The organism is Microcoleus vaginatus HSN003 (assembly GCF_022701255.1).
GTDB classification, from domain to species: Bacteria; Cyanobacteriota; Cyanobacteriia; order Cyanobacteriales; family Microcoleaceae; genus Microcoleus; species Microcoleus vaginatus_B.
The window spans coordinates 3,366,395-3,390,461 of record NZ_CP031705.1 but is presented as its reverse complement, the minus strand read 5'-3'; the positions used below and the strand labels follow the sequence as shown (position 1 = coordinate 3,390,461).

The following is a 24,067-nucleotide window of genomic DNA, read 5'->3' as shown; positions in this document are numbered from 1 at the left end:
GTTATTTTGCTCACAATCTTTTTGAACTTGATAGAATCCGAGAAACAAGTAACGATCGCACTAATCGGGTTCCTATTAATCAATTATTGGTTAACAACTTATTGCCCGATCGCACATTTCTCTCAAATTCGCTCGCCCTGAAACCGAGTGAAAATTTGTCTGCTTTGTGACACAGCCCGCCGGGGGTTGAAACCCCCGTCTCATAGCTAAAGTCGGTTGAAACCGACTGAAAATTTGCATGAAACCGATACACATCAACTAACTCTTCAGTCCTCTTTCAGAGGACTTTCGCTATGAGACAGGGGTTTCAACCCCTGGCGGACTCGCGGACGAACAAACTGGCCTTCCCTGCGCGGACAAACTAACGGACTAACAAATCGAATTCGATCGCACATTTCTCTCAAATTCGATCGCCCATCACCAAAAAACCCGTGAAGCGTAGCTATCCCGTAGGGAATCGCCCATCACCAAAAAACCCGATCGCGGGGCCCCAGAAACCGGGTTTTTACGACAATACCTCGTTATAACCCACAGATTCGGACAAAAACCCGGTTTCTTGGATCGGCGGGTGGCCCAGAAACCGGGTTTTTACCGAAATACTTCGTTACAACCGAAAGATTCGGGCAAAAACCCGGTTTCTTGGATTATCGCCCGCCGCTAACTCCCTCCAATCGCAGGAAATGCACCCGGTTCGATCGATCGCCCGCTACAACTGTCACTCCATCAGGGGCGATCGCACAGCAATAGAACTCAGCATCTCCGCTGAAACTAGCAACTTCTTTGCCACTAAGCAAATCCCAGATTTTGAGAGTGTTATCCCGTGAAGCGGAAATCGCTCGTTTGCCGTCGGGTGCGATCGCCACTGCATATACCGAGTCAGTATGACCGGTGAGGGTTCTAACTTCCGTACCTGTCTCGGTATCCCAGATTTTCAGGGTTTTATCCGGTGAAGCGGAAATCGCGGTTTTGCCGTCTGGTGCGATCGCCACTGCATTTACATAGCTAGTATGACCGATGAGGGTTCTAACTTCGGTACCTGTCTCGGTGTCCCAGATTTTCAGGGTGTAATCCCGTGAAGCGGAAATCGCGGTTTTGCCGTCTGGTGCGATCGCCACTGCATTTATATAGCTAGTATGACCGGTGAGGGTTCTAACTTCGGTACCTGTCTCGGTGTCCCAGATTTTCAGAGTTTCATCCCATGAGGCGGAAATCGCGGTTTTGCCGTCTGGTGCGAGCGCCACTGCATTTACCGAGTTAGTATGACCGATGAGGGTTCTAAGTTCGGTACCTGTCTCGGTGTCCCAGATTTTCACAGTTTCATCCCATGAAGCGGAAATCGCTCTCTTGCCGTCTGATGCAAGCGCCACTGCATTTACCGAGTTAGTATGACCGATGAGGGTTCTAAGTTCGGTACCTGTCTCGGTGTCCCAGATTTTCACAGTTTCATCCCATGAAGCGGAAATCGCTCTCTTGCCGTCTGGTGCGAGCGCCACTGCATTTACATAGCTAGTATGACCGATGAGGGTTCTAACTTCCGTACCTCTCTCCGTGTCCCAGATTTTCAGGGTGTTAGCGTATGAAGCGGAAATCGCGGTTTTGCCGTCTGGTGCGATCGCCACTGCGTTTACCCCGCTAGTATGACCGATGAGGGTTCTAACTTCCGTACCTCTCTCCGTGTCCCAGATTTTCAGGGTGTTATCCCATGAAGCGGAAATCGCGGTGAGGCCTGAGGGTGCGATGGCCACTGCATTTACCGAGTCAGTATGACCGATGAGGGTTCTAACTTCGGTACCTGTCTCGGTGTCCCAGATTTTCAGGGTTTTATCCCCTGAAGCGGAAATCGCGGTTTTGCCGTCTGGTGCGATCGCCACTGCTGTTACATAGCTAGTATGACCCGTGAGGGTTCGCAATTCGGTTCCTGTCTCGGTGTCCCAGATTTTCAGGGTGTTATCCCCTGAAGCAGAAATCGCGGTGAGGCCTGAGGGTGCGAGGGCCACTGCATTTACCGAGTAAGTATGACCGGTGAGGGTTCTAACTTCGGTACCTGTCTCGGTGTCCCAGATTTTCAGGGTTTTATCCCCTGAAGCGGAAATCGCTCTCTTACTGTCTGGTGCGATCGCCACTGCTGTTACATAGCTAGTATGACCCGTGAGGGTTCTAACTTCGGTACCTGTCTCGGTGTCCCAGATTTTCAGGGTTTTATCCCGTGAAGCGGAAATCGCGGTGAGGCCTGAGGGTGCGAGGGCCACTGCATTTACCGAGTAAGTATGACCGGTGAGGGTTCTAACTTCGGTACCTGTCTCGGTGTCCCAGATTTTCAGGGTTTTATCCTCTGAAGCGGAAATCGCTCGTTTGCCGTCTGGTGCGATCGCCACTGCAAATACCGAGTGAGTATGACCGCTAAGAGTTCGCAGACATCCTTCTCCCGGCCGTTCTAAATTAGCCTTCAAAGGCCGCAGCCAAAGACTATTTTTCGGCTGCTTGGCTTGTTCCAGCAACCCCTGAATATCAGTCTTTTCAAAATCTAGCAACCTCCCCAATAATTGCCCTGCTAATTCACTTTTATCCTTTTCCAAAATGTGCGCCGACTTGCGAATTGCCCCTTGAATCAACTTCAGCGTTTCAGTTTGCTCCTGCGACAGGAACACATCTGGATTTCTCGCCAAATCGTAATCCTCAATTAGCGGCTGCACCCCCAACAATTTTAACTTCGCCTCAATAAAACCAAAATCCGTCACCCAACGATAATAACGGTTAAAATCTCGCCCAATCTCAATGAAATCCCTGGGTTGATGCTTCAACAAATATTCTCGCTCCGATTTACTTTGCTCCGCCAACCACACACCCAAATCGCTCATAGAGGCGCCCCTTCTATCCTGTTATTCATACCTTGGCGGTTAAGTTCTTCAACATTAACTCCCGCAGATTGCACGGTTTCATCTTTTGCCAGAAACTCGCGAAAACTGTTGTGATAAATGCTGTAGCGAATTTCGCCGCTGACTTGCTGCTGCCGCAAAAATGAATCCCATTTCTTGAGTACCTGCTGTACTTTTAAATCTGTCTCGCCTACGGATTTAGCAATCCAGCGGCGAGAAACAGCTTCGCGCGCTTTCGAGATGACGTAGATAATCTTAACTTTCATCTCCAACAGCGGATCGTCTTCCCTGCCGATCATCTGTGCCCAATGCTTCCGATAATATCCTGTCAACTTCCTAGGCAAATCTTCCAAAGAAACATCCCTGTACTCGCCGTTTTCGATATCATTCAGCACGTAGCGGAGATACATAAAATTGTTCTGGCTTTTTTGGGCCACCGCCCCCACAAACAGTTCCAGGCTCAAATCATGACTGGCAATCCAATTCTGAATCGACGCGCTATTGCTGGTGCGTTTTGCAATATAAGCCTTGGTATCTGCCAGACTTTCTGCATCGTACTGCATCAAATCAAACACCCGATGATTCATCGGCAAAGGCAAAGATTCCGGCCGCTTGGAAACAATAAAGTAAACGTTATCCGGCAAAACTTCCGGCAAATAGAGAACGTTGCTGCCGCTGCTTTGCAAACTCAAATCGACTTCATCGAGGGCATCTACTACAAAAATCAACTTTTTCCCGCCCAATGTAGCGCTGACTTCCCCCAACAGCCGCCCTAAAAAATTGCCGTTTGCCGTCGCATTTTCCTGCACTTGCGGATAGTTATAACTGAGTTTAAAGCCTTCTATTAACTGAAGGCAGGCATTTTCCAGAAAAGTTTTGGCATCAACAATCCCGTCGGATCGCGAGTTAAAATGAGTAACGCAGCGGCGTCTCATCATCAACACGGACTGGGCCATAATTGAACTTTTCCCGACACCCGGTTCTGCTTCTAAAACAAAATAGCCTTTCCGATTTGTTTGCAAGAAACGGCCAATTTCGTCAAATACAAACTTGCGCCCGGTAAAGTCTTTAGTCCGGTCTTCAATAATCGTCTCGGACTTCAAAGAAATCGGCAATCGGGGCGCGGAAGTATCGATAAATGTTTGCAGCAATTCCCGAACTTGCGCCAAATCGTCCCGGATGCCAATTTCTATGGCTGACAATTTCCCCATCACTTGACAAATCTGCTGCCCAGTTGCCACGGCCTCCAATTTGTGCAGGATTTCCCCATTTTGCAGCCCCAAATCTCTCAGTTCTGCCAAAGCAATTTGGTGCAGATTCAACAGCATCGCGGCAAACTTTTCTCCTCCCTTCGCCGCATCGAGTTTCAGCACTTTGCGGTACGCTTTCGGGAAAGTTGCGTACAGTTTGTCCGCGACAAATTCCACAATTTCCGCATCGAAGGATTTGCCTTCGCTGGCCGCGAATTCGTTGACGAAAGTTGCCCAATCTGCCGTAGTCAATCCGGTAACTCGATCGAACTCCTCGGCATCCGCAGAAAAAATCAGGGTTAACTGGTCTTCGGAAATATTTAAACCCCTTGACACATCGGCTGTATTCGTGTTAATATCCAGCCAGTATTCAGGAGTTTTCTCGGCTAATTGAGTGAGTGCTGTTTCTGGATAAGGCAATTTTTTGGTTTCGGCGATCGCAATTAAGCGATCGGACTTCGCAACCTCTCTCAAAATATAGCCGATCGCCTCACCCGCAGCCTTAATCAAATCGTGATTATCGAGAATCCTCGGATTTTTGCTCAACCGTTCCGTCATCCGATTTCCGAGGTCATTAGCCGCGATATTCCCCGCTATACCACTAGCCATCGCCGCCAAAATCGAAACTCCCCCAACTGCGATCGGGCCACCCATCATACCCGCTGCTGCTTGAGTTGCCGGATTGGCGATCGCATTTGAAATAACTTGTCCAACAGCCATCACCGCACTGCATCCAATTACCCTAGTTTTAAAATTAGCTAAGTCCATTAGTGGCATAAAATAAATATTCTTCTTTTTAAAATTTGGTAAGCTGTCCCGCATCTAAATTGTATTTGTTTGGGGGGGCAAGATGCCCACCCCACAACAAACTTGATGTTTTGTGGAACAGGCATCTTGCCTGTTTCTTTGGGCGGGCAAGATGCCCACCCCACAATCAATTTAATCTACTGTGGAACAGGCATCTTGCCTGTTGATTTTGGGCGGGCAAGATGCCCACCCCACAATCAATTTAATCTACTGTGGAACAGGCATCTTGCCTGTTGATTTTGGGCGGGCAAGATGCCCACCCCACAATCAATTTAATCTACTGTGGAACAGGCATCTTGCCTGTTCATAAAATCAGAGACAAATATCAACTACAAAACAGCAGCAACACTTGCCATTAACAACCCTTGAAACAATTTCACCCCATCAGTTTCGCCCAACATCGGATCGGAAGCCCTCTCAGGATGCGGCATCATTCCTAATACATTGCCTTGGCGATTGCAAATGCCGGCAATATTATTTAACGAACCGTTGGGATTGCCAGCATCGCTAATTTTGCCCGCCTCTGTGCAGTAGCGAAACAGCACTTGCTTGTGCTCCTCTAACTCTGCTAAAGTATCGGCATCGGCATAATAACTGCCTTCCCCGTGGGCGATCGGCAAATCAATGATTTCACCCGAAGTATAAGCCGCAGTCCAACGAGTATTACCGCGCTCGACTTTCAAAGAAGCGCGATCGCAAATAAAATTCAATCCCGCATTCCGCACCAGAGCCCCGGGCAATAAACCAGCTTCAGTTAACACCTGAAAACCGTTGCAGATGCCTAATACAAGCTTTCCTTGTTTCGCGTGTTCCGCAGTAGCCCGCATCGCCGGAGAAAAACGGGCGATCGCGCCGCACCGCAAATAATCTCCGTAACTGAAACCGCCGGGAATTACAATGATATCAATATCCGAAATATCGGTATCTTCGTGCCAAATCATCCGCGTCGGTTGGTGGAGTAACCCTTGAGTCACCCACACCACATCGCGATCGCAATTTGAACCCGGAAAAACAATAACTCCAAATTTCATAAGCTTAAGGAAGAAGGAAGAAGGAAGTTCGGCAACGGATTATGTAACGGATGTAACGGATGTCAGGAAGAAGGAAGAGGTGTCAACATAAGACTAAAATCTTATGTTTTTCTCCCTTGTATCGAAGTCTCGATCCCCCTAAATCCCCCTTAAAAAGGGGGACTTTGAGTCGTTCTAGTTCTTGTATTGTTAACAGAGACTTTGAGAACCTCTTATCTCCCCCTTATTAAGGGGGGTTAGGGGGGATCGAAGAGCTAGGGACGATCGAATTTATGCCGCCGCTGTCTCCACAGCAACAGGAATTTCAGTCAAATCAAAGCGATAATTTTCAATCACTGGATTGGCCAAAAGTTGGTCGCAAACGCGATCGAGTTGTTCGCGGGCTTCCGACTCAGCAGCAGCAGTCACCGTCAATTCAACGTACTTCCCGATTCGCACACGCTCAACATTGTCGTATCCCATGTGTTGCAAACCAGACTGTACGGCAGTGCCCGCGGGATCTAAAACAGAAGGGCGGAGGGTAACATAGATTTGGGCAAGATATTTCTGAGTCACGGGAATGTTGCGGTAGGTGATGTGAAAGTTAGCCCCATTGTATTCTACAACCGAGCTGCGCGCCGATCGCCATTCGGTTAGCCCAAGTAAGATAGCCTAGAAATAGGGACAGATTTGACTCTAGCAGATTACACAAAAAAATTATGAGAACCAACCGCACCCGCAGTCAGGAGCGTATTTTAAACTTGCTCAAAGTCCTGAATCGAGCGCTCTCAGCACAAGATATCTACTTAGAACTGCGTAACAGCGACCAAAGCATGGGCCTAGCAACCGTTTACCGCTCGCTCGACGGTTTAAAGCGAGAGGGGTTCGTTCACGTCAGAACGCTTGCTAGTGGCGAGTCTCTGTACGGTGCCGCCCACCAAGATCAACATCACTTAACTTGTCTGGAATGTGGCGCGTCAATTACGATCGACGAATGCCCCGTCCACCACTTAGAAAGCCAACTACAACAATCTCATTCTTTCAAAATTTATTATCACACTTTAGAGTTTTTCGGATTGTGCGATCGATGTACTTTGGCTCAAGAATCTTAGAGAAGTTATTAGTCATTAGATACCAGGCGATTTCAAGAAACTGTTGGCGAATTAAAAAAGGTAAAACCAAATATCCCATAATCATCGCAAAAGAACTCCAGCGGTTCTCAAAAAAGTGAGGTATGCCCTATGCCCTATACCCTATAGGGCCTCATCTTTCTGAGAAAGGCTATAGCATATTCCATGTAGATGTGGTACACACAATCTTGCGATCGCCCGTGTAAGGTGCGTCGCCACCCGTCAATCTTTAAGTTTTATCCACCAATATTTCGCAGATCCGCACCCTACAGATTAACACTATAATGCGAGTACCTCAGAAACAGAAGTATCATCCGCTAGAGAGCTAATCCATGCCCCCAGTGATCGTGGACTCCTGGTAGTGCCACGATCGTTTCAGGGCTAACCTGGAAAACCTATGAAGCCTTGCTGCAAGACTTGGGAGATAATCGCCCAACTCGCATTGCCTATGACCAGGGAGTAGTGGAGATCGGGATGCCAGGAGAACCTCACGAACTCGTCAATCGGCTGCTGGCAAAAATCATTACAATGCTGGAAATGGAGTTGGGGATGGAGGCGAATGATTTTGGTTCGACTACGCTGAATCGTGAAAGCATCTGAAAATTCAAGTGTGCCATCATAATACTACCCTACTTTTATAGATATGCAATCAACAAATGAGTATCCAGACTTTAGTTCTCAAGGATATCAGGTTGACCGAGTTCTAGGGGAAAATCGCTCTGGAGGTCGAGTTACTTACAAAGCCATTCAAATAAAAGATCAAAAAGCTGTTGCGATCAAGCAATTTCAATTTGCAGCCAGCACAACCTCTTGGGCTGGGTATCATGCTTATCAAGCAGAACTTAATATCTTAAAATCACTTAATCATCCTAACATCCCCCTATATCTTAATTCATTTGAAACTGCGAACGGCTTTTGCTTAATTCAGGAATACAAAAGAGCTGTTCCTTTGTCTCAGTCTCAACATTTTGAACCACAGGAAATTAAGCAAATTGCTATTGAGATATTGAATATTATTGTCTATTTACAGCAGCACTCTCCCTCTATTGTACATAGAGATATTAAGCCAGAAAATATTCTGGTTAATCGTTCACGACAGATCGCAGCTTATCTCATAGACTTTGGCTTTGCCCGCACAAGTGACGATACAACAGTTAGCAGTGTTGTTAAAGGCACAATGGGATTTATGCCACCAGAACAACTATTCAATCGTGAACTGACAGAATCATCCGATCTCTATAGTTTAGGAATGACACTAATTTGTTTATTGACAAAAACAAAATCAACGGAGATTGGAAATTTACTCGATGAGCATAGTCAGATTCAATTTAAAAAGAAGCTACCTAGATTGAATAATCAGTTTGTTAACTGGCTAGAGAAAATGGTATCTACCAGCATTAAAACCCGCTATCCTAATGCCGCTATTGCGTTGAAGGAACTTCAGCCAATTGACATTGGTCGTGAAAACGGTATCCTGGGAAAAGCGTTGAATTTCACAAATTCCAAACCAACAAAGGTTATATTTGGCAGCCTAGTCATTTTTGGAATCATGGGATCGCTTGGAACACTGATTGTGGCTCAACAAGCTCCTATGACTAGATACACAGACGAAATATTTTCCATGGTGAACAACACCCTGTGGCGAGTGGGGGAAGAACCTGGATTTTACCATCCAGTTCCCTGGAGATTTTCCGCCGACGGAACTGTGAGTGCAAGTAATTTGTGGGGGGGTGTTTGGAGAAAAAGCAATGTTAGGGCACGATCAATTGAAGTTCACATTGTGTACCCAGGGGGTGGTACAGAGAGTTTCTCTGTAATGTTTAGCCCTGACGGGCAAAGTTTTACCGCCTTTAAGGAAGGCAAAGAATATCGGTTTGCTGAAAGGATAATGCCATAGGAAGGCAGAGTTTAATCCCATGACTCAAGCAATCTGTGTGCGTAATCCTCGCACGGGTGAGGTGGAGGACTGGATTACACAATGGTATATGTCAGATTGATTGAGGACAACAGAATACTCAAATCCCCGACTTCTTCAAGAAGTCGGGGATTTAATAAGTTCTCACTTGTTTAAGGATGCAAAAACTCTAAATGGTCTCCTGGAATCGATCGCAATTTTGCAGCCGAGCCTTGCATTTTCAAGCGACCGCGTTCTAACATGATAATCCAATCGGCGCGATCGATCACTCGCGGCCTGTGACTGATAAAAATCGTCGTTTTCCCGTGCCGGTACATCAACAATTGTTCTAAAACTTCCGCTTCGCTTGCGGGGTCAAGCCCTGCGGTAGATTCGTCTAAAATCAATACGGGCGGGTTGTTGAGAATGGCGCGGGCGATCGCCAATCTTTGTCTTTGTCCGCCAGAAATATTTGCTCCAAACTCCCCTAAAACAGTTTGATATTTATCCGGCAATTGGCTGATAAATTCATCCGCCCCCGCAATTTTACACGCTTTCACAATCTGTTCAAAGCTGATATCTGGGCTCCCCAAACGAAAATTTTCGAGAATCGAACGGCTCCAAAAATGCGCTTCTTGAGGAACAAGAACCACCTGCTGTCTGAGACTGTCAAGAGACAAATCCTGCAAGTTGTAACCGCCTATTTTAATATTACCAGATTGCAGCGGGTACAGACCAGCAATTACTTTTGCCAACGTACTTTTTCCGCAGCCAGAAGAGCCGATTAAAGCAATTGCTTGACCGCCGGGAAACGTCACCGAAAAATTTTCCAGCAAGTCAAGTCTGCCGGGGTAGTGAAAACTAACACCCTTGCAAACAATACCCTCGCGATCCTGAATAGTTACAAAAGGTTTATTACTATCATTTTTTGTTTCCGGTTCAGCATCGATAACTTCCGAAAGCCGTTGAGTTGCTGTCTGGACGCGAGTTATTTCATCCGAAAATCCGACTAAGGAAGTCACCCAAGTAGTAACGTTTTGATTCATGCTAATAAACGCTAGCAATTGGCCGATACTCAATACCTTGTCAATCACCAAACCGCTGCCCAACCACAGCAGGCTAATGCTGCCCGCCGAGGCAATAAACCCGGAAAATATATTGTTGAGTATGCCAATTTGTGTAGTGCGGAAAGTGATATTTGCTAACCGACCGAAGCGGGTTTGAAATTCTTCCCAAAGTTGCTGACCGCTGCTAGTAGTTTTGACAGTCAGCGCGCCTTTAAAAGTTTCTACTAAAACGCCTTGAGTTTCGGCTTCTAACACAAATAAACTGCGCGTTTTTTGCTGCAATGCGGGCAAAAATACCACTGTAGATGCAGTCATTAACAGAGCAATCACTGTAGCGGCTAGCGTCAGTTCTTTGCTGTAAAATAGCATAAAAGTAAAAGAAACTACAGCGATAAAAAATTGACTAGGCAAGCTGATAGCGACTTGAGAAACTAATTTATTTATTTCTTGGATATCTTGTAATCTACTGACGATTTCGCCGCTGCGTCTGGTTTCGTAAAAACTCAAAGGCAATCGCAGAAATTTGCGCGCGAACTCCATCACCAATCCTAACTCTAAACGCTGGGAAAACTGAGCAATTAAGTTCGACTGTACTAATCCTAAACTGCTGCTAAAAAGGTTCATAACTATAACTGCGATCGCCACACTCGCCAAAAGTTGTCTGTCGCCCCGCACCAGAATGTCGTCGGTGAGCAGTTGAACGAGAAAAGGCGAAGAAATCGACAGCAAACCCAACACCACATTCAGCAAAAATGCTTCCATTAGAATCGGGCGGTAAATCCCAATCCGGCGCATCCATTTTTGTAAGGAATTGGCGGGCGGTTGGCCCTCTGCGGCCGCAAAAAACCGCTCCGCATCGGGTTCTACTAGCAAGCACAGCCAATCTGTCCAAGCTGCTGCTAATTCTGCTTTAGAAACATAGCGCATACCGACAGCCGGATCGCCGATCGCATATTTGTTGCCCTGTTTACCGTACAAAACAGCCCAGTGATAGCCGTTCCAGTGAATAATTGCCGGTAAAGGCGCTTGCTCAATTTGGTCTAAAATTGCAGCGGCTGCTCGCACCGATCGAGCATTAAAGCCGATCGCCTCAGCTCCTTGTTTCAAACCTAGTAAAGTCGTCCCTTGTTGGCCGGTGCCGACAAATTCTCGCAAGCGACTAATTGTAAAATTTAGTCCGTAAAATTTGGCGATCGAAGCCAGACAAGCTGCACCGCAATCTTCTTCGCTTTGCTGGAGAACAACCTGATATTTCATCAACCTGTTTACCTGTCCGAAAAAAGGCATTTCTCGGATAAAAGGAATGTTCTTTAACATTTGGCACAATGAATAATGAGTAGAGCCTAATGAACATTACCCCTCACCGACTAGCCAATCAGAACAAAGCACCCATAAACTTATGGGTGCTTGATTGATTCGGATCGATCAATCTCAATAGACAGCACTCAACTTTACCAGTAGCGGTACACTACTCTGAAGAATCCGTCGCAATTCCGGCGGTACACGACGTGACACGTCGGACGGTAACAGTTGTATTGATTAGAATAATAGTGACCGTCGTTGACGCTAGCTCATTCTTCAGAAGTGAGTGCAGAATACAGTGAATTGTCGTTTGTTTATTTCATGATAAAACTCCGTTTAACTTAATAAAATTGAAGGTGAACGAGAAATCTTATCTAATTTCTATAGCCTCGTTTAAATAGTGACCCATACTTCTGGTAGTGCTGTGCGAGTCCAGGAATATTACGGATAAATTTAAAAAAATTAGCCGATCGCACAACTTGAGTCAGCTATCTAAACTACTACGGTTTTGTAAGGGCGCTCGTTCGGATTGTACAGATAAAACTGACTGGGTTGCGGCAGGAAAAACAGCAGAGTGAGGCCAGGGCGGCTGCTGTTATCAGCCTCGCTATTGCTGTTAGCGCCGCTAACACCGCTGGTAATGCTGCCACCACTGACAGTAACAGATTCTCCATCGGTTAGTTCCATGAAGAGTGAATTTGGTTGATTTTCTGACATAAAAAACTCCTATTAATACCTATGTACTTACTTACTACCTACGCATAGAGTAAAAACCCGGCAACAGCGCCAAAAGTCATTGCAAAAACCCCATATTTTCCTGACTGTAGGCCGCTGGCTTCACTCGTCTTGATATTTGGCGAAGTTTGTGGGTGACAACGGCAAAGCTGTGCGGATTTTTACGTTGAGCCTGTGAATTTTGATTTAGACTTCTAAACCTATTCTTGGTTTCCGGAAAGCTGATAATAAAAGTGACAAAAGAAATCAGCGATCGATCTCTCCCTCTGTGCGAACTCAAAACTCAACACTCAAAACTATTCCCCTCTCCCCCAGCCGCCATGTCTCTCACTCCCGAAGCCCCACCCGCTGAAACCTTTGATAACGACCAGTTTTTGCCCCCAGTCAGCCGCTGGACGACTTTGGGGGGCATTTTGATGGTGGCGACCTTTGGCGGGGCGATCGCCCTCGCTAGCGTCACCAAATACAGCGCTACAGTCAAAGCAGACGCGATCGTCCGTCCGGCGGGAGAAGTGCGCGTCGTGCAAGCAGCAACCGAAGGAACCGTCGAAAGCATTGCTGTCAGCGAGAATCAGACAGTAAAAGAAGGAGATGCGATCGCCGTTGTAGACGCTTCGCGTTTGGGTGCTCAACAACAGCAGTTACAAGAAATAATTAATCAGTCTCAAACAGCAGCACAGCAAATCACCCAGCAACTGCGCGACTTAGAAAATCAAATTTTGGCCAGCGCCCAATTTAAAAGCATCCAAAGTGAAACTTCCGCCCAACAGGAATTAATCGAATCCGCTTTAGTAAAATTCGCCACATCGCTACCAGATGTCGCTGAGAGACTGGGCCGAAGTCGGCGGGTTTTGCTCGTTAAGCGATCGTCAATTCAACAACAATTGATTCAAGCTAAAAAACAACTAAATCAAATTGACTTAAAACTCGAAAATAGCGTGATCCGCGCGCCGGCTGATGGTACAATTCTCAGATTGGAAGTACGAAATACTGGTCAAACCGTACAAGCCAACAGCGCGATCGCCCAAATCGTCCCCAGCGACGTACCCCTGGTAGTCAAAGCCAAGGTGACATCCCAAGACATCGCCCGCATCCAAATCGGCCAACCGGTACAGATCAGGATTTCTGCTTTGCCTTTCCCCGATTACGGCACATTAAAAGGAACTGTCAGCGAAATCGCCCCAGATGCGATCGCCACTCAAAATCCCGCTAATAATTTAGGTACAGCTTATTACGAAGTGGCAATTAAGCCTGAACAAACTTATTTAACCAAACTCGAATCCGCCAACGGTCAATTCTTCGGAAAACCCCCGGCTAATGTCCCCCGCCAGTATTCGATTCAATCGGGAATGGAAGGTAGAGCCGATATTATTACCGGCGAAGAAACTGTTCTAACATTTATTTTGCGGAAAGCAAGGTTGCTGACAGATTGGTAATTAGTCAGTTGTCAGTTGTCAGGTGTTAGTTGTCAACAGTCAGCAGTCAACAGTCAGCAGTCAGCAGTCCACCGCCAGAAAATTAGAGGCTCTGAAATTGAAATAACGTGTCAATATAGAAATGTGAGTTTAATTCTATTCTTTCCTCATGGGCAAACAGCGCGTTCTTTCAGGAGTTCAGCCAACAGGCAATCTTCACCTCGGCAATTATCTCGGTGCCATTCGCAACTGGGTAGAAGGTCAAAGTCAGTACGAAAATTACTTTTGCGTAGTCGATTTGCACGCAATTACCGCACCGCACAATCCCGCAACTCTAGCCTCCGACACTTACACGATCGCCGCACTCTATTTAGCTTGCGGGATCGATTTAGAATATTCTACTATTTTCGTGCAATCCCACGTCTCGGCGCACACAGAACTAGCATGGCTGCTCAACTGCATTACGCCGATTAACTGGCTCGAAGATATGATTCAGTTTAAAGAAAAAGCAGTTAAACAAGGTGAAAATGTCAATGCAGGCTTGCTAAATTATCCCGTGTTAATGGCAGCCGACATCTTGCTTTACGATGCCGACAAAGTGCCAGTAGGAGAAGACCAAAAACAGCATTTGGAACTCACCCGCGATATTGTCATCAGATTAAATCACCAATTCGGCACACCCGAAAAGCCAGTATTGAAACTTCCCGAACCGTTAATTCGGACTGACGGTGCGAGGGTAATGAGTTTGACAGATGGCACGCGCAAGATGTCGAAATCTGACCCTTCCGAACAAAGTCGAATTAATTTATTGGATTCGCCAGATACGATCGCCAAAAAAATCAAGCGCTGTAAAACAGATGCCGTGCGGGGTTTGACTTTTGACGACCCCGATCGCCCCGAAGCTAGAAATTTGCTGACACTTTATCTCCTGCTTTCCGGCAAATCTAAGGAAGAAGTAGCCACGGAGTGTGAAAACATGGGTTGGGGAGATTTTAAACCCTTGCTGACAGAGACGGCAATTAATGCCCTCAAACCAATTCAGGATAAATACAAGGAAATAATGGACGATCCGGGATATTTAGAGTCTGTACTACGTCGAGGAAGAGAACAAGCCGAAGCTATTGCTAATCAAACTCTAACCAAGGTGAAGACAGCTTTGGGTTATTCTTTACCTGTTTAGTTGTTAGTTGTTAGTTGTTAGTTGTTCTTGGTTACTTGTTAAGAATGACAACTGCCAACTGCCCACTAACAACTGCCAACAGTCAACTGCCAACCGTCAACAGTCAAATAACAAACAACCAATAACAGACAAATAATCATGAACCGTTTTCGCACAGCCTGCACCACCCCCGGAGAATTTATAATTACCGCCGAAGTTGCCCCACCAAAAGGCGGCGACATAACTCACACAATTCAAATGGCTGAACGCCTCAAAAACAGAGTTCACGCAATTAATGTCACAGACGGGAGTCGCGCAGTTTTGCGAATGTGCCCGCTAGCAGTTTCGGCGATTTTAGTGCAGCACGGAATTGAGCCAATTTGTCAAGTTGCTTGTCGCGATCGCAATCTAATTGGCCTGCAAGCTGATCTCATGGGAGCCCACGCTTTAGGCATTCGCAATGTATTAGCACTTACAGGCGATCCCGTCAAAGCGGGCGACCATCCTAAAGCAAAAAGTGTATTCGATTTGGAATCAGTTCGGCTATTGCAAGTTATTCAAAAAATGAACGGCGGCCAAGACTGGAATGACAAACCTTTAACCGACGGAGTTACTGATTTATTTGTAGGTGCAGCAGTCGATCCGCAATCCCCCAGTTGGTCAGGTTTGCAAAGTCGATTTGAGAAAAAAGTAGAGGCTGGGGCACAGTTTTTTCAAAGTCAATTAATTACAGATTTTGAAGTGTTGGATAAGTTTATGCACCACGTTGCAGCGGGCTACAACAAGCCAGTTTTAGCAGGAATATTTTTGTTTAAATCAGCTAAAAATGCTGAATTTATTAAAAAATACGTGCCGGGAGTTCACATCCCACAAGAGACTATCGATCGTTTAGCAAAAGCTCCAGAACCTTTGCAGGAAGGCATAAAAATTGCTGCCGAACAAGTCAAGCTAGCGCGGCAGATTTGTCAAGGAGTTCACATGATGGCCGTCAAACGAGAAGATTTAATTCCTCAAATTTTGGATTTGGCCGGAATCGAGCCACTGAGCTAAGATTAAACGTAGGGGCGGGTTTTAGCAACTATAAAGGCCTAAAATGAAGGCTTTCGTAAACTCGTAAACCCGCCCACTCCGGCGCTACCATTTTGAACATCAATAAAACAATCATGCTTCAAACTGTAGGCAATCCCACCACTTCTCCCGCAGTCGAACAACGTTTCACTTGGCGCGGTTTGACATGGCATCAATTCAAGGCCATTCAAGCTGCCTTTGAAGGCGTGCCGAATGTACGCTTATTTTATTGTGATGGAGTTCTAGAAATTGTGGGTACTGGAAGGTTGCATGAAGCGATTAGGTGTTTGATGGGCTTGCTAATGGGACAGTATTTTCTGCAAAGAAGAATTGTATTTTTTCCCAGCGGTACTTATAGTCAGATTGTCGAAGATCAAGTCGAGTATCAAGCAGATTTGTCTTATTGTTTCGGAACTATTAAAGATGTTCCAGATTTATGTATTGAGATTGTTATCACTAGCGGTAGTCCGATTAAACTTCATAAATACCGACTGATGGGAGTCCCGGAAGTCTGGTTTTGGGAAGACGGCACTTTAGAGCTTTACCATCTGCGAGAGGAAGGTTACGATCGCATTACTAGCAGCGAAGTGCTGCCCGACTTAGACTTGTCTTTGCTTAAACGCTGCATTTTGTTTGCTTCACCTTTGGATGCGCTTGAGGAGTTTTCTAGAGGAATGGGCGATCGGGAAAATTGACCAATAAACTAATTTTGAAATAGCTCGATCGACTAAACGGTTATTAAATAGGAGCAACTGGCAATGACTGACTCAGAAATACTTAATTCTGATACCATTAAAACACTAAATACTAGCATATCTGAAGTTACAGTTTATACCGATCGCGCTTTGGTGACGCGCCGTGGCACAGTGACATTGACGGGAAACGAGCGAGAATTGGCGATCGCCTCTGTTCCCGCAACCCTCGAAACAGAGTCAGTTAGGGCCACGGGTGCGGGTACAGTTGCTGTGCGATTGCTGGGAGTGCGAACCGAAACAGTGTTTAGCAGCGAACCAGTGGGCGATCGCACGGCCGAATTAACCCAACAAATTCAGGAATTACAAACCCAAAGACGGGGAATTAACGACAAAATAACCGCCCGAAAAATTCAGCTCAAATTTGTCGAAGGTTTAAGCGAAAAAAGCGTCGGTTTCTTTTCCAGCAGCATCGCCCAACAGCAGGTAGGTTTAAACGAAACAGGCGAATTGCTCAACTTTGTAGGAACTAATTACCTAAAATATGTAAGTGCGATCGCCCAGCACGAAAAACAGCAGCGCGAATTAGACAAGCAAATAGAAGCTTTGCTGCTGCAGTTGCGACAAGTACAAGCTCCCCATTCTCAGCAAAGTTTTAACATCATTGTTGCCATAGAACCCAGCGGCACCGGCAATTTTGAACTAGAAGTTTCCTATGTAGTCATGGGATCTCGCTGGGTTCCCCTTTACGACTTGCGAGTAAACACTACCAACAACCAAATTAATCTCAATTACCTAGCCGAAGTCAATCAAAATACAGGCGAAGATTGGACGGGAGTAGCGCTGACTTTATCCACAGCCAAACCGGGAATGGGAACTCTACCGCCCCAACTCAAACCCTGGTTTATCGATATTGTTCGCCCAATATCTGCTCAACACCAAGACTTTTCGATGAAACGCAGCCGACAGACGGCGGCAGCAGAGATGGCGACATACTCTGAATTAGATATGGCAGACGCGGCACCATTAGCAATGATGGTTATGCCCCCTGCGGCTGCCGCACCCGAACCCATAGACGCTACAACAGCCACAGCCAAAGTATCAAGAGAAGGAGGCACTGTCTCTTTTCAAGTAGGGGGAAATACCAAGATTCCTAGCGACGGCACGCCGCACAAAGTCACTATTTTCAGCGAAAATTATCCGTTTAAACCTGAATATATAGTCGTCCCGCGATTAGTCAGTTTTGCCTATTTGCAAGCAGTTGTTGTGAATCCGCTGACAGGTGCAACCCTGCTGCCCGGTAAAGCAAATATTTTCCGCGACAACACTTTTGTCGGCAGTGTGCCGTTAGAAAATGTTTCCCCAGGACAAGAATTTACACTGAATTTAGGAATAGACGAAGGATTAAAAATTGAGCGCGAGTTAGTAGAAAGACAAGTAGATAAAAAACTGATCGGTCAGCAGAGGCGCACGAGTTACGCTTATCGCTTAAATGTGACTAACTTGCATCAGGTGCAGGTACACCTGACACTAAAAGAGCAATTGCCAGTCAGCCGTAATGAACAAATCAAAGTGCGATCGACTCTCACTAATCCGAAGATAGTAGCAGGTGAAATGGGACTGCTAGAATGGATAATGTCTCTGCCGCCGCAAGCAAAGCAAGAGTTATATTACCAGTTTGTTGTCGAACATCCTCCCGAGTTAACAGTCACGGGTTTAGATATTTAATACCCATCAGTTGTCAGTTGTCAGATGCCTGTTCTCAGGAATTACATCTTCCTTCTTCCGAATTCCATCGGATTTCTTCCTTCGGCTATAAAGCAGCTTATTTCTTCCCGCCACAGGCTACCAATTTTTTCTGTATACACAACTGTTGAAACATTAAATCTGCTATTGATTCATAAGCTGGGGCTGTGGGGTGTACGCCATCCCGAAAATAACTTTCTACCCTCGTTTTCGGCAATTTTGACCAGGCTGCATGAGTGTCTATGACTGGAATTTTTAAAGCTTTTAGCCGATCGACAAACTCGGATTTAAACTTCGGCTGATTCGGTACGGGCAGTAAATCCGCTCGATCGCAAGTATACAACACAAACAACGGAATATTCTTAGCCCGCACCAAAGCAACTATTTGCTCAAATCGCTGCATATTTTCCCTAAACCGTTGTGATTCCGACACCGGCACTCCCGCCGCAGGAGAATTCGATACAAAAACTCTTGACAATGGCGGCATAATGTGTCTTTGAAACACTTCTTGAATTGCCAATAACGGTTTGCGATTCGGCATCAACGGGTCCTTTCCCACCCCCGCGCTGCTGCTTGGAGGTTGTAGCAAATCGTGAGTACCAATTTGCAAAATCACAGCATCGCTTTCAAAAGTGCCAAACTTGCGAATATATCCCAATTGATTGCCAATTCCCCAAGAACCGGCAGAAGCATTCAGCACCTCAACTTGCTTTTTTATGCCCAACAAACGCGCTTCAAACAATTCTGGAATAGTTTCTATCTGATCGGTGGTATTATTACCGTTGAGAACCGAATCTCCTATCATCAAAATTCTGAGAGTACCTTCAGGCTTGGCTGAATCGATTTGTTCAGAACGCTGAGAAAATTGATTGTACTCAACTCTATTGCCAAAGCGATATACAAGTTGATTTGGTGCAAATATATAGCCAGCATTCGCATCAGCTTGCAGCAAGGCAGGATTTCCGAATCCGAGCAAGCGCAAGGCAAGTTCTACCGCACTGAAAGATGCGATCGCCCAACCGACCATCCAATACTTAGCTTTCAAAAATTTACCTGTAATTGGTAAACTGCAAAGCCATCGGATAATCTTCTTGCTTCAACCGTTGAATTACCAACTGCAAATCATCCTTATCCTTAGCCGAAACGCGCACTGCATCACCTTGAATCGAGCCTTGAATCTTTTTAAACTCATCTCGAATTAATTTAGTGATTTTCTTGGCAATTTCCTGGTCAATCCCTTTTTTCAGTTTGATTTCTTGGCGTACTCTAGTACCACTAGCAGCTTCAATTTTCCCATAATCAAAAATTTTCAGAGACAAATTGCGCTTGGCGGCTTTAGTTTGCAAAACAGTGTGAATCGCGTCGAGAGTAAATTCACTGTCAGTATTGACAGTAATTGCTTCAGCGCCCAATTCTACAGTGGTTTTGGTATCTTTCAAGTCGTAACGGCTTTGAATTTCTCGCGTTGTTTGGTCAACAGCATTGACTAATTCTTGCCGATCGAAATCGCTGACAATATCAAATGAATAACTAGCAGCCATAAATTAGTAATTGGTAATGGGTAATTGGTAAAGGGTAATGGTAATTAGTCATTACTTAAGCGTCTCTTAACTAATGACTAATGACTCATGACTACTGATTACTGACTAATAATAATTAGCCATTAACAGCCATTAAACTGAAATAGAATAAAGTAGCTGTGCAAGAAGAACTAATCGCAAACATGAGCGATCGCCCCAGCGGCACATTCAGAATATAGAAAACCGAAAACAACAACCGGGCGATCGTAAAAGCGATCGCAGCCCAACCCGCCGCTTCCGAATCTACCCCCGTCACAAAAGCCATCAAAGCCGCCGCTGAAAACAGCATAAACGTCTCAAACGAATTTTGGTGAGCCCAAGTTGCGCGCTGAGCGTAAGCAGGCAACCTCTCAAACATAGCGCGGGGGGCTGCTTGGTCGTAGCCTAGCTGCAAGCGGGCGAACGCAACCACCAAAAACGGTGCGTAAACCAGCGCCGCAGCAGCAGCAATACAATCCAGGAGAATAACCGACACAGGCAATCCCAACACCATCATCCGCCTCGCAGTTCAATCAAAATAGAACAGAGTAACCACCTTGCGCTGTTCCTCCGCATCCTGGCAAGTTTTCAGCAAAGTGTGGCTTTCGTGAAAAGCAAAACAGATCAGTTGCTGACAGCGAGAAATAATCTCCTGATTGCACATGGCGCTTGCTTCCGGGAGAGACAAACTGTCATTTTTGGGATTTTCTACCAAATGTATCACTTGTTCGAGTTGGTCGCGAGACTCCCTAGGCTGGCGACTCATGCTTTGCGGCAAAATCACCGTTAGCAGATTAGGATCTGCTCGCATGGCCCCCCGAATTGCGGCTGAATTGGTGCCTGTAGCGCCAGAAGTGATGAGCTGATTGCCTCCCAGAACTATGGCATAGCTCAGCATCTCAATTAGCTGCTGGTGGGTAATAGGAACGTGGCGAGAACCCAAAAGAGCAATCCGCTTGGAGCTGGTTTGCTGGATCGCCGCAAGTTCTTGTAAAAAATCATCTACTCTGGGTAGCTCAATTGATTGACTCAAAGAATTTATTAAATTAAATAAAACTACGTTGTGGATTTTAGCAGACTCACTAGCCATTGCCGCCAAAAAGAAGTTAAGAATTGCTGATTGACGGACTCAGACTAGAGGATCTGGAGGTTTGGGGAAGCCAGAAGGCAGAAGGTCTGAAGACATTCGGCAGCCGCAGCTCAAAATAGAATTCAAGAAAAATTGAGAATTTAAGAATTTTGGCTTTTTATTTATTTAAACAAAAAGTTCTCTCTGCCGAATACCTTCGTCCCTCAGCTCCGGCGGCCTTCTTAATGGACTTGATCGCTCAGGCCCAAGGATGCCATCATGCCATCAAGGTCAAAATGTTCTGCCATTAGCTGAGTAACGCATTCCACCTTGATCGGTTCGTGCAGGCGCACGTTACCAAAGGTGCTGTCGATAATTTCTACCGTGGTTAAGGTATCCAAATCAACAGACAAAACCGGAATTTCCATTTCTTCTGCCCTCCCGATCACTAGGGGAGAAGGAGGCAAGTGGCCTGTCAAAATTAAGCACTGAGTCGAGCTCTCCAGAGCCGCTAGCTGAATGTCTGTGCGATCGCCCCCCGTCACCACCGCCATATTTCTCGCTTTGCGGAAATACTTCAGAGCAGAACTAACATTCATCGCGCCAATTGTCAAGGTTTCCACCATCAAGTCCAAACGGTCTCGACGGCACAGCACATCAGCTTTCAATTGGTGCACCAATTCTTTGACGCTGACACTTCGCAGCAAAGCACTTCTCGGCAGCATTCCCAAAACTGGAATACCCGCACCCTCCAGAAAAGGCCGCACAGTCGCCGTTACGGATTCGAGTTTGTCCGAGGGAACGTCATTGAGTACCACGCCCAGCAACCGCGAACCCAAACGCTGTTTAGCAGACAGCAAATCGTCTACATACAGATCGATCGGGCGGGCTACCAACAGCACAGAGGCATCAACCGCCTCAGCCACTTGAGCCAAAGACAAGTCAAACAGACTGCCTTCCTCCAAATTAGCTGGGCCTTCTAACAGCACCAAGTCTCCGCTGGGAGCTTGCAAATATTGCGCTAAAGACTGGCGGTAATCTGTCTTGTCTTCTCTCCGCAAACGCTTGTGAACCGTCTCTTCATCCAAATACAGCAGTGTTGACGGCATCTGACTTTCTGAGAGCTTCAGCGTCTCTACCGCAAACCGCACGTCTTCCTCCTCGATCCCAGCTCCCTCGGAGCTGAAACAGGTTCCCAGAGGTTTGCCGTAGGCGACGGCCAGTCCTTTTTCCCGGAGTCCGAGTGCCATCCCTAGGGCGATGGCAGACTTGCCACTGTAAGCTTTTGTGGAACCGATCAGTAAGTATTTAGTCAATTTGGGTACGCCTTCAATCCTCAATTTGCACCTGTCTATTTCAATAAATTTAGTTTTTTCTACAGTATTTCTGAACTGCGACTCAAGTTGGCAATATTATACTCGATTTTGTCGCTTTTGGGCAGATTGTTTTTTTTTGGTAAACTTTTATTCACCTGTTCGCAACCCTTTTTTTCCCATTCTTTTTACTTGATTTGGGGAAAGCAGTTTTTAAATTGTTTGTTTTACCCGCAGTTTTTGATAAGTTTTTATCGCCCATAATTCCTTGGAAAACAGATTTTAATTATAAAATCTTTAGCCATTTTTATTACTAAACTTAGAGTTTACTACCGACTTTTATAAAATAAAAATAACCGGGTAGAAGTGGTGATTTCACTAGAAACACCTATTGACAGGGCTTGGTGCAGTTTGTATTTGGTATATAGCAATCCTAAATCATTTGTGAATTTCTTACCCCCTCCCCTTCATAAGGAGAGGGTTGGGGTGGCGTCAAAAAAATCCCACTCATTTAGGATTGCTATCATACAGGTATTTTGTAGGAATAAAGCCCGGTGCTTGCCTGCTCATTTTTGCATATAATTGAAAATCGATACGTTGTATTATTAGTTATTAATTATTAGTGCGATCGCCCGCGTTCAAACTGAGCGGTGGGACTGCGAGCAATAAGCTGCTTAGGAGCGGGCTTCTAGCTTCTAAACACCTAAATTGTCGGGCGGCCTGGGCTGGAATTTCCGCAGCCCAAAGGCTGATTGCGATGCTAGCCCGATCGCACTTCAAGGGCTGTAGATTGATTTTGCTTGGGTGGCTCTACAGCGCTTTCCTCTCAGCTACCGAGTCGCAAAATTTGAACGAAATCGGACGGCGCGAACGCATTCGCACAGCACCCATGTCCGAAATAGGCTGTTGGGCTTGTCCCACAACAAATACAGCAGTTTTCAATTGGATGAAATACAAATAGGGACTCAGGCTTTGCCTGAGTCCCTACGCGAAATCTGTATCACGCTCAATAGAAAATTGCTGTAGATTTACTTTAGCAATCGGGATAAGTGCTGACCCCCAAAGGGATTATTGAGAATGATCCCACCACTCACTTACTATTTCCGCTTCTCAAATAGGGCTGGCGCACCAATCATGTAATGTTGCCGTCGTGGCGTTACACTATTGGTGCGCCAGTTATAGCGCCCGTCAATCGATTTTAGATTTTAGATTTTAGATTTTAGATTGAAGAAAGCGACCCCACTGGTAAATCCGGGGGCTGGCGATCGCGAGCGAGGAGCTTTTTTCTCGATCCACGAATCAATCCCGGTGCCCCGGATTAAATTACTTGATTGTCAATTGCGGACTTTTGGGAGTGCGGCTGCGGTGAAAGTTATTCATCCATTCGCATCAGCTTGCGGTAAAACGTTTTAGAAAAATCGACAGTACGAGTCCGCTGAAAAGTCAGGAGAACCTCAATTAAGCAACTAACAAACTCAGAGCTTTGCATAGTCACTTCGTAGCTGAGTTCAGCATTGCCGTCAAACAACACCCGACAGCGGGTTAAATCGATCGGCAGCGACGAGATATTCCAACTAGCGACAAACGGCACGCTCTCCCCGCCGTCAATTTTTCTTGCCCCCTCCAAGCTTTTGAGCTTGTAGAGGCCAATAGCGTGCGGTAAAAACTTGCGCCTGGGCTCTTGACAGAAAGGCGCGTAGACTTTCACTTCTTTATCATCGGCTGGCTTGAGTTGAGGAATAGACATATTTCCACCTCAGACAATTATTACTAACAGATAGTTTATATCCCCAGAAAAAACTAACAGATATTCCTGGTCGATCGCAAGCAAAAGTCAATCCAAATACTCTATGCAGTGCCCGTTTACCAGGGTCGTAGAAGCACCGAACCCGCTGGTTGTCCTCCCGTCCGCTTTCGACAAAAGTCCAGAAACTGATACAGTAGATGCTTATATCTAAAATCAAAAACTATTGGT

Annotated in this window: 21 protein-coding genes; 8 read left to right on the top strand and 13 right to left on the bottom strand. The window is 46.0% G+C overall.

Annotated features, from left to right (window positions below; genetic code table 11):
• Nucleotides 1-644: 644 nt before the first annotated feature.
• The 5 genes from D0A37_RS14655 to purS all read right to left on the bottom strand — a co-directional run bounded on the left by D0A37_RS14655 (nt 645) and on the right by purS (nt 6,519).
• Entirely contained in the window at nt 645-2,858 is a 2,214-nt protein-coding gene (locus D0A37_RS14655) for a beta-propeller domain-containing protein (protein ID WP_242715409.1), read from the bottom strand.
• Entirely contained in the window at nt 2,855-4,903 is a 2,049-nt protein-coding gene (locus D0A37_RS14650; protein ID WP_242715407.1) for an ATP-binding protein, read from the bottom strand. The genes D0A37_RS14655 and D0A37_RS14650 overlap by 4 nt, the downstream gene beginning before the upstream one ends.
• Nucleotides 4,894-5,019: a hypothetical protein gene (locus tag D0A37_RS29035; protein WP_278187068.1), complete on the bottom strand. Its 126-nt coding sequence runs from the start codon at nt 5,017-5,019 to the stop codon at nt 4,894-4,896. The genes D0A37_RS14650 and D0A37_RS29035 overlap by 10 nt, the downstream gene beginning before the upstream one ends.
• Nucleotides 5,020-5,262: 243 nt before the next feature.
• A complete protein-coding gene (gene purQ / locus D0A37_RS14645; RefSeq protein ID WP_242715405.1) occupies nt 5,263-5,964 on the bottom strand; it encodes a phosphoribosylformylglycinamidine synthase subunit PurQ in 702 nt (233 codons plus the stop codon).
• A gap of 270 nt (nt 5,965-6,234) precedes the next feature.
• Entirely contained in the window at nt 6,235-6,519 is a 285-nt protein-coding gene (purS, locus tag D0A37_RS14640; protein WP_242715403.1) for a phosphoribosylformylglycinamidine synthase subunit PurS, read from the bottom strand.
• Between the two features lie 143 nt (nt 6,520-6,662).
• On the opposite strand from purS, the gene D0A37_RS14635 reads away from it, so the two are divergent.
• The 3 genes from D0A37_RS14635 (at nt 6,663) to D0A37_RS14625 (ending at nt 8,970) form a co-directional block, all read left to right on the top strand.
• On the top strand, nt 6,663-7,055 hold the full coding sequence (locus tag D0A37_RS14635; protein WP_242715401.1) for a Fur family transcriptional regulator: 393 nt from the start codon (nt 6,663-6,665) through the stop codon (nt 7,053-7,055).
• 423 nt (nt 7,056-7,478) lie between these two features.
• A complete protein-coding gene (locus D0A37_RS14630) occupies nt 7,479-7,673 on the top strand; it encodes a hypothetical protein (protein ID WP_242715400.1) in 195 nt (64 codons plus the stop codon).
• A 43-nt stretch (nt 7,674-7,716) separates the two neighbouring features.
• On the top strand, nt 7,717-8,970 hold the full coding sequence (locus D0A37_RS14625) for a serine/threonine protein kinase (RefSeq protein WP_242715399.1): 1,254 nt from the start codon (nt 7,717-7,719) through the stop codon (nt 8,968-8,970).
• A gap of 170 nt (nt 8,971-9,140) precedes the next feature.
• On the opposite strand, the gene D0A37_RS14620 is transcribed toward D0A37_RS14625, so the two are convergent.
• The gene (locus tag D0A37_RS14620; RefSeq protein WP_242715398.1) at nt 9,141-11,351 is read right to left on the bottom strand and encodes a peptidase domain-containing ABC transporter; all 2,211 of its coding nucleotides are present in this window, start codon (nt 11,349-11,351) and stop codon (nt 9,141-9,143) included.
• Nucleotides 11,352-11,828: 477 nt separating this feature from the next.
• Nucleotides 11,829-12,053, bottom strand: a complete 225-nt coding sequence (locus D0A37_RS14615; RefSeq protein ID WP_242715397.1) for a secretion protein HlyD — start codon at nt 12,051-12,053, stop codon at nt 11,829-11,831.
• A 251-nt stretch (nt 12,054-12,304) separates the two neighbouring features.
• On the opposite strand from D0A37_RS14615, the gene D0A37_RS14610 reads away from it, so the two are divergent.
• The 5 genes from D0A37_RS14610 to D0A37_RS14590 all read left to right on the top strand — a co-directional run bounded on the left by D0A37_RS14610 (nt 12,305) and on the right by D0A37_RS14590 (nt 18,133).
• Nucleotides 12,305-13,507, top strand: a complete 1,203-nt coding sequence (locus D0A37_RS14610) for an HlyD family secretion protein (protein ID WP_445242532.1) — start codon at nt 12,305-12,307, stop codon at nt 13,505-13,507.
• 148 nt (nt 13,508-13,655) lie between these two features.
• Nucleotides 13,656-14,666: a tryptophan--tRNA ligase gene (trpS, locus tag D0A37_RS14605; RefSeq protein WP_242725297.1), complete on the top strand. Its 1,011-nt coding sequence runs from the start codon at nt 13,656-13,658 to the stop codon at nt 14,664-14,666.
• 138 nt (nt 14,667-14,804) lie between these two features.
• Complete coding sequence (locus tag D0A37_RS14600) at nt 14,805-15,695, top strand: methylenetetrahydrofolate reductase (protein ID WP_242725294.1); 891 nt, start codon at nt 14,805-14,807, stop codon at nt 15,693-15,695.
• A 113-nt stretch (nt 15,696-15,808) separates the two neighbouring features.
• Nucleotides 15,809-16,408, top strand: a complete 600-nt coding sequence (locus D0A37_RS14595) for a Uma2 family endonuclease (RefSeq protein ID WP_242725291.1) — start codon at nt 15,809-15,811, stop codon at nt 16,406-16,408.
• 63 nt (nt 16,409-16,471) lie between these two features.
• Nucleotides 16,472-18,133, top strand: a complete 1,662-nt coding sequence (locus D0A37_RS14590; protein WP_242725290.1) for a mucoidy inhibitor MuiA family protein — start codon at nt 16,472-16,474, stop codon at nt 18,131-18,133.
• 97 nt (nt 18,134-18,230) lie between these two features.
• On the opposite strand, the gene D0A37_RS14585 is transcribed toward D0A37_RS14590, so the two are convergent.
• The 6 genes from D0A37_RS14585 to ebsA form a co-directional block, all read right to left on the bottom strand.
• Entirely contained in the window at nt 18,231-19,196 is a 966-nt protein-coding gene (locus D0A37_RS14585) for an SGNH/GDSL hydrolase family protein (protein ID WP_242725287.1), read from the bottom strand.
• 4 nt (nt 19,197-19,200) lie between these two features.
• Entirely contained in the window at nt 19,201-19,692 is a 492-nt protein-coding gene (locus tag D0A37_RS14580) for a YajQ family cyclic di-GMP-binding protein (protein WP_242725284.1), read from the bottom strand.
• A gap of 115 nt (nt 19,693-19,807) precedes the next feature.
• The gene (locus D0A37_RS14575; protein ID WP_242725538.1) at nt 19,808-20,224 is read right to left on the bottom strand and encodes an MAPEG family protein; all 417 of its coding nucleotides are present in this window, start codon (nt 20,222-20,224) and stop codon (nt 19,808-19,810) included.
• Nucleotides 20,225-20,239: 15 nt separating this feature from the next.
• A complete protein-coding gene (locus D0A37_RS14570) occupies nt 20,240-20,743 on the bottom strand; it encodes a hypothetical protein (RefSeq protein ID WP_039887610.1) in 504 nt (167 codons plus the stop codon).
• A 278-nt stretch (nt 20,744-21,021) separates the two neighbouring features.
• Complete coding sequence (locus tag D0A37_RS14565; protein WP_242725281.1) at nt 21,022-22,119, bottom strand: phosphotransacetylase family protein; 1,098 nt, start codon at nt 22,117-22,119, stop codon at nt 21,022-21,024.
• Between the two features lie 1,345 nt (nt 22,120-23,464).
• Nucleotides 23,465-23,839, bottom strand: coding sequence for a type IV pilus biogenesis protein EbsA (ebsA, locus tag D0A37_RS14560; RefSeq protein ID WP_006634686.1), 375 nt, complete (start codon nt 23,837-23,839; stop codon nt 23,465-23,467).
• Nucleotides 23,840-24,067: the final 228 nt, after the last annotated feature.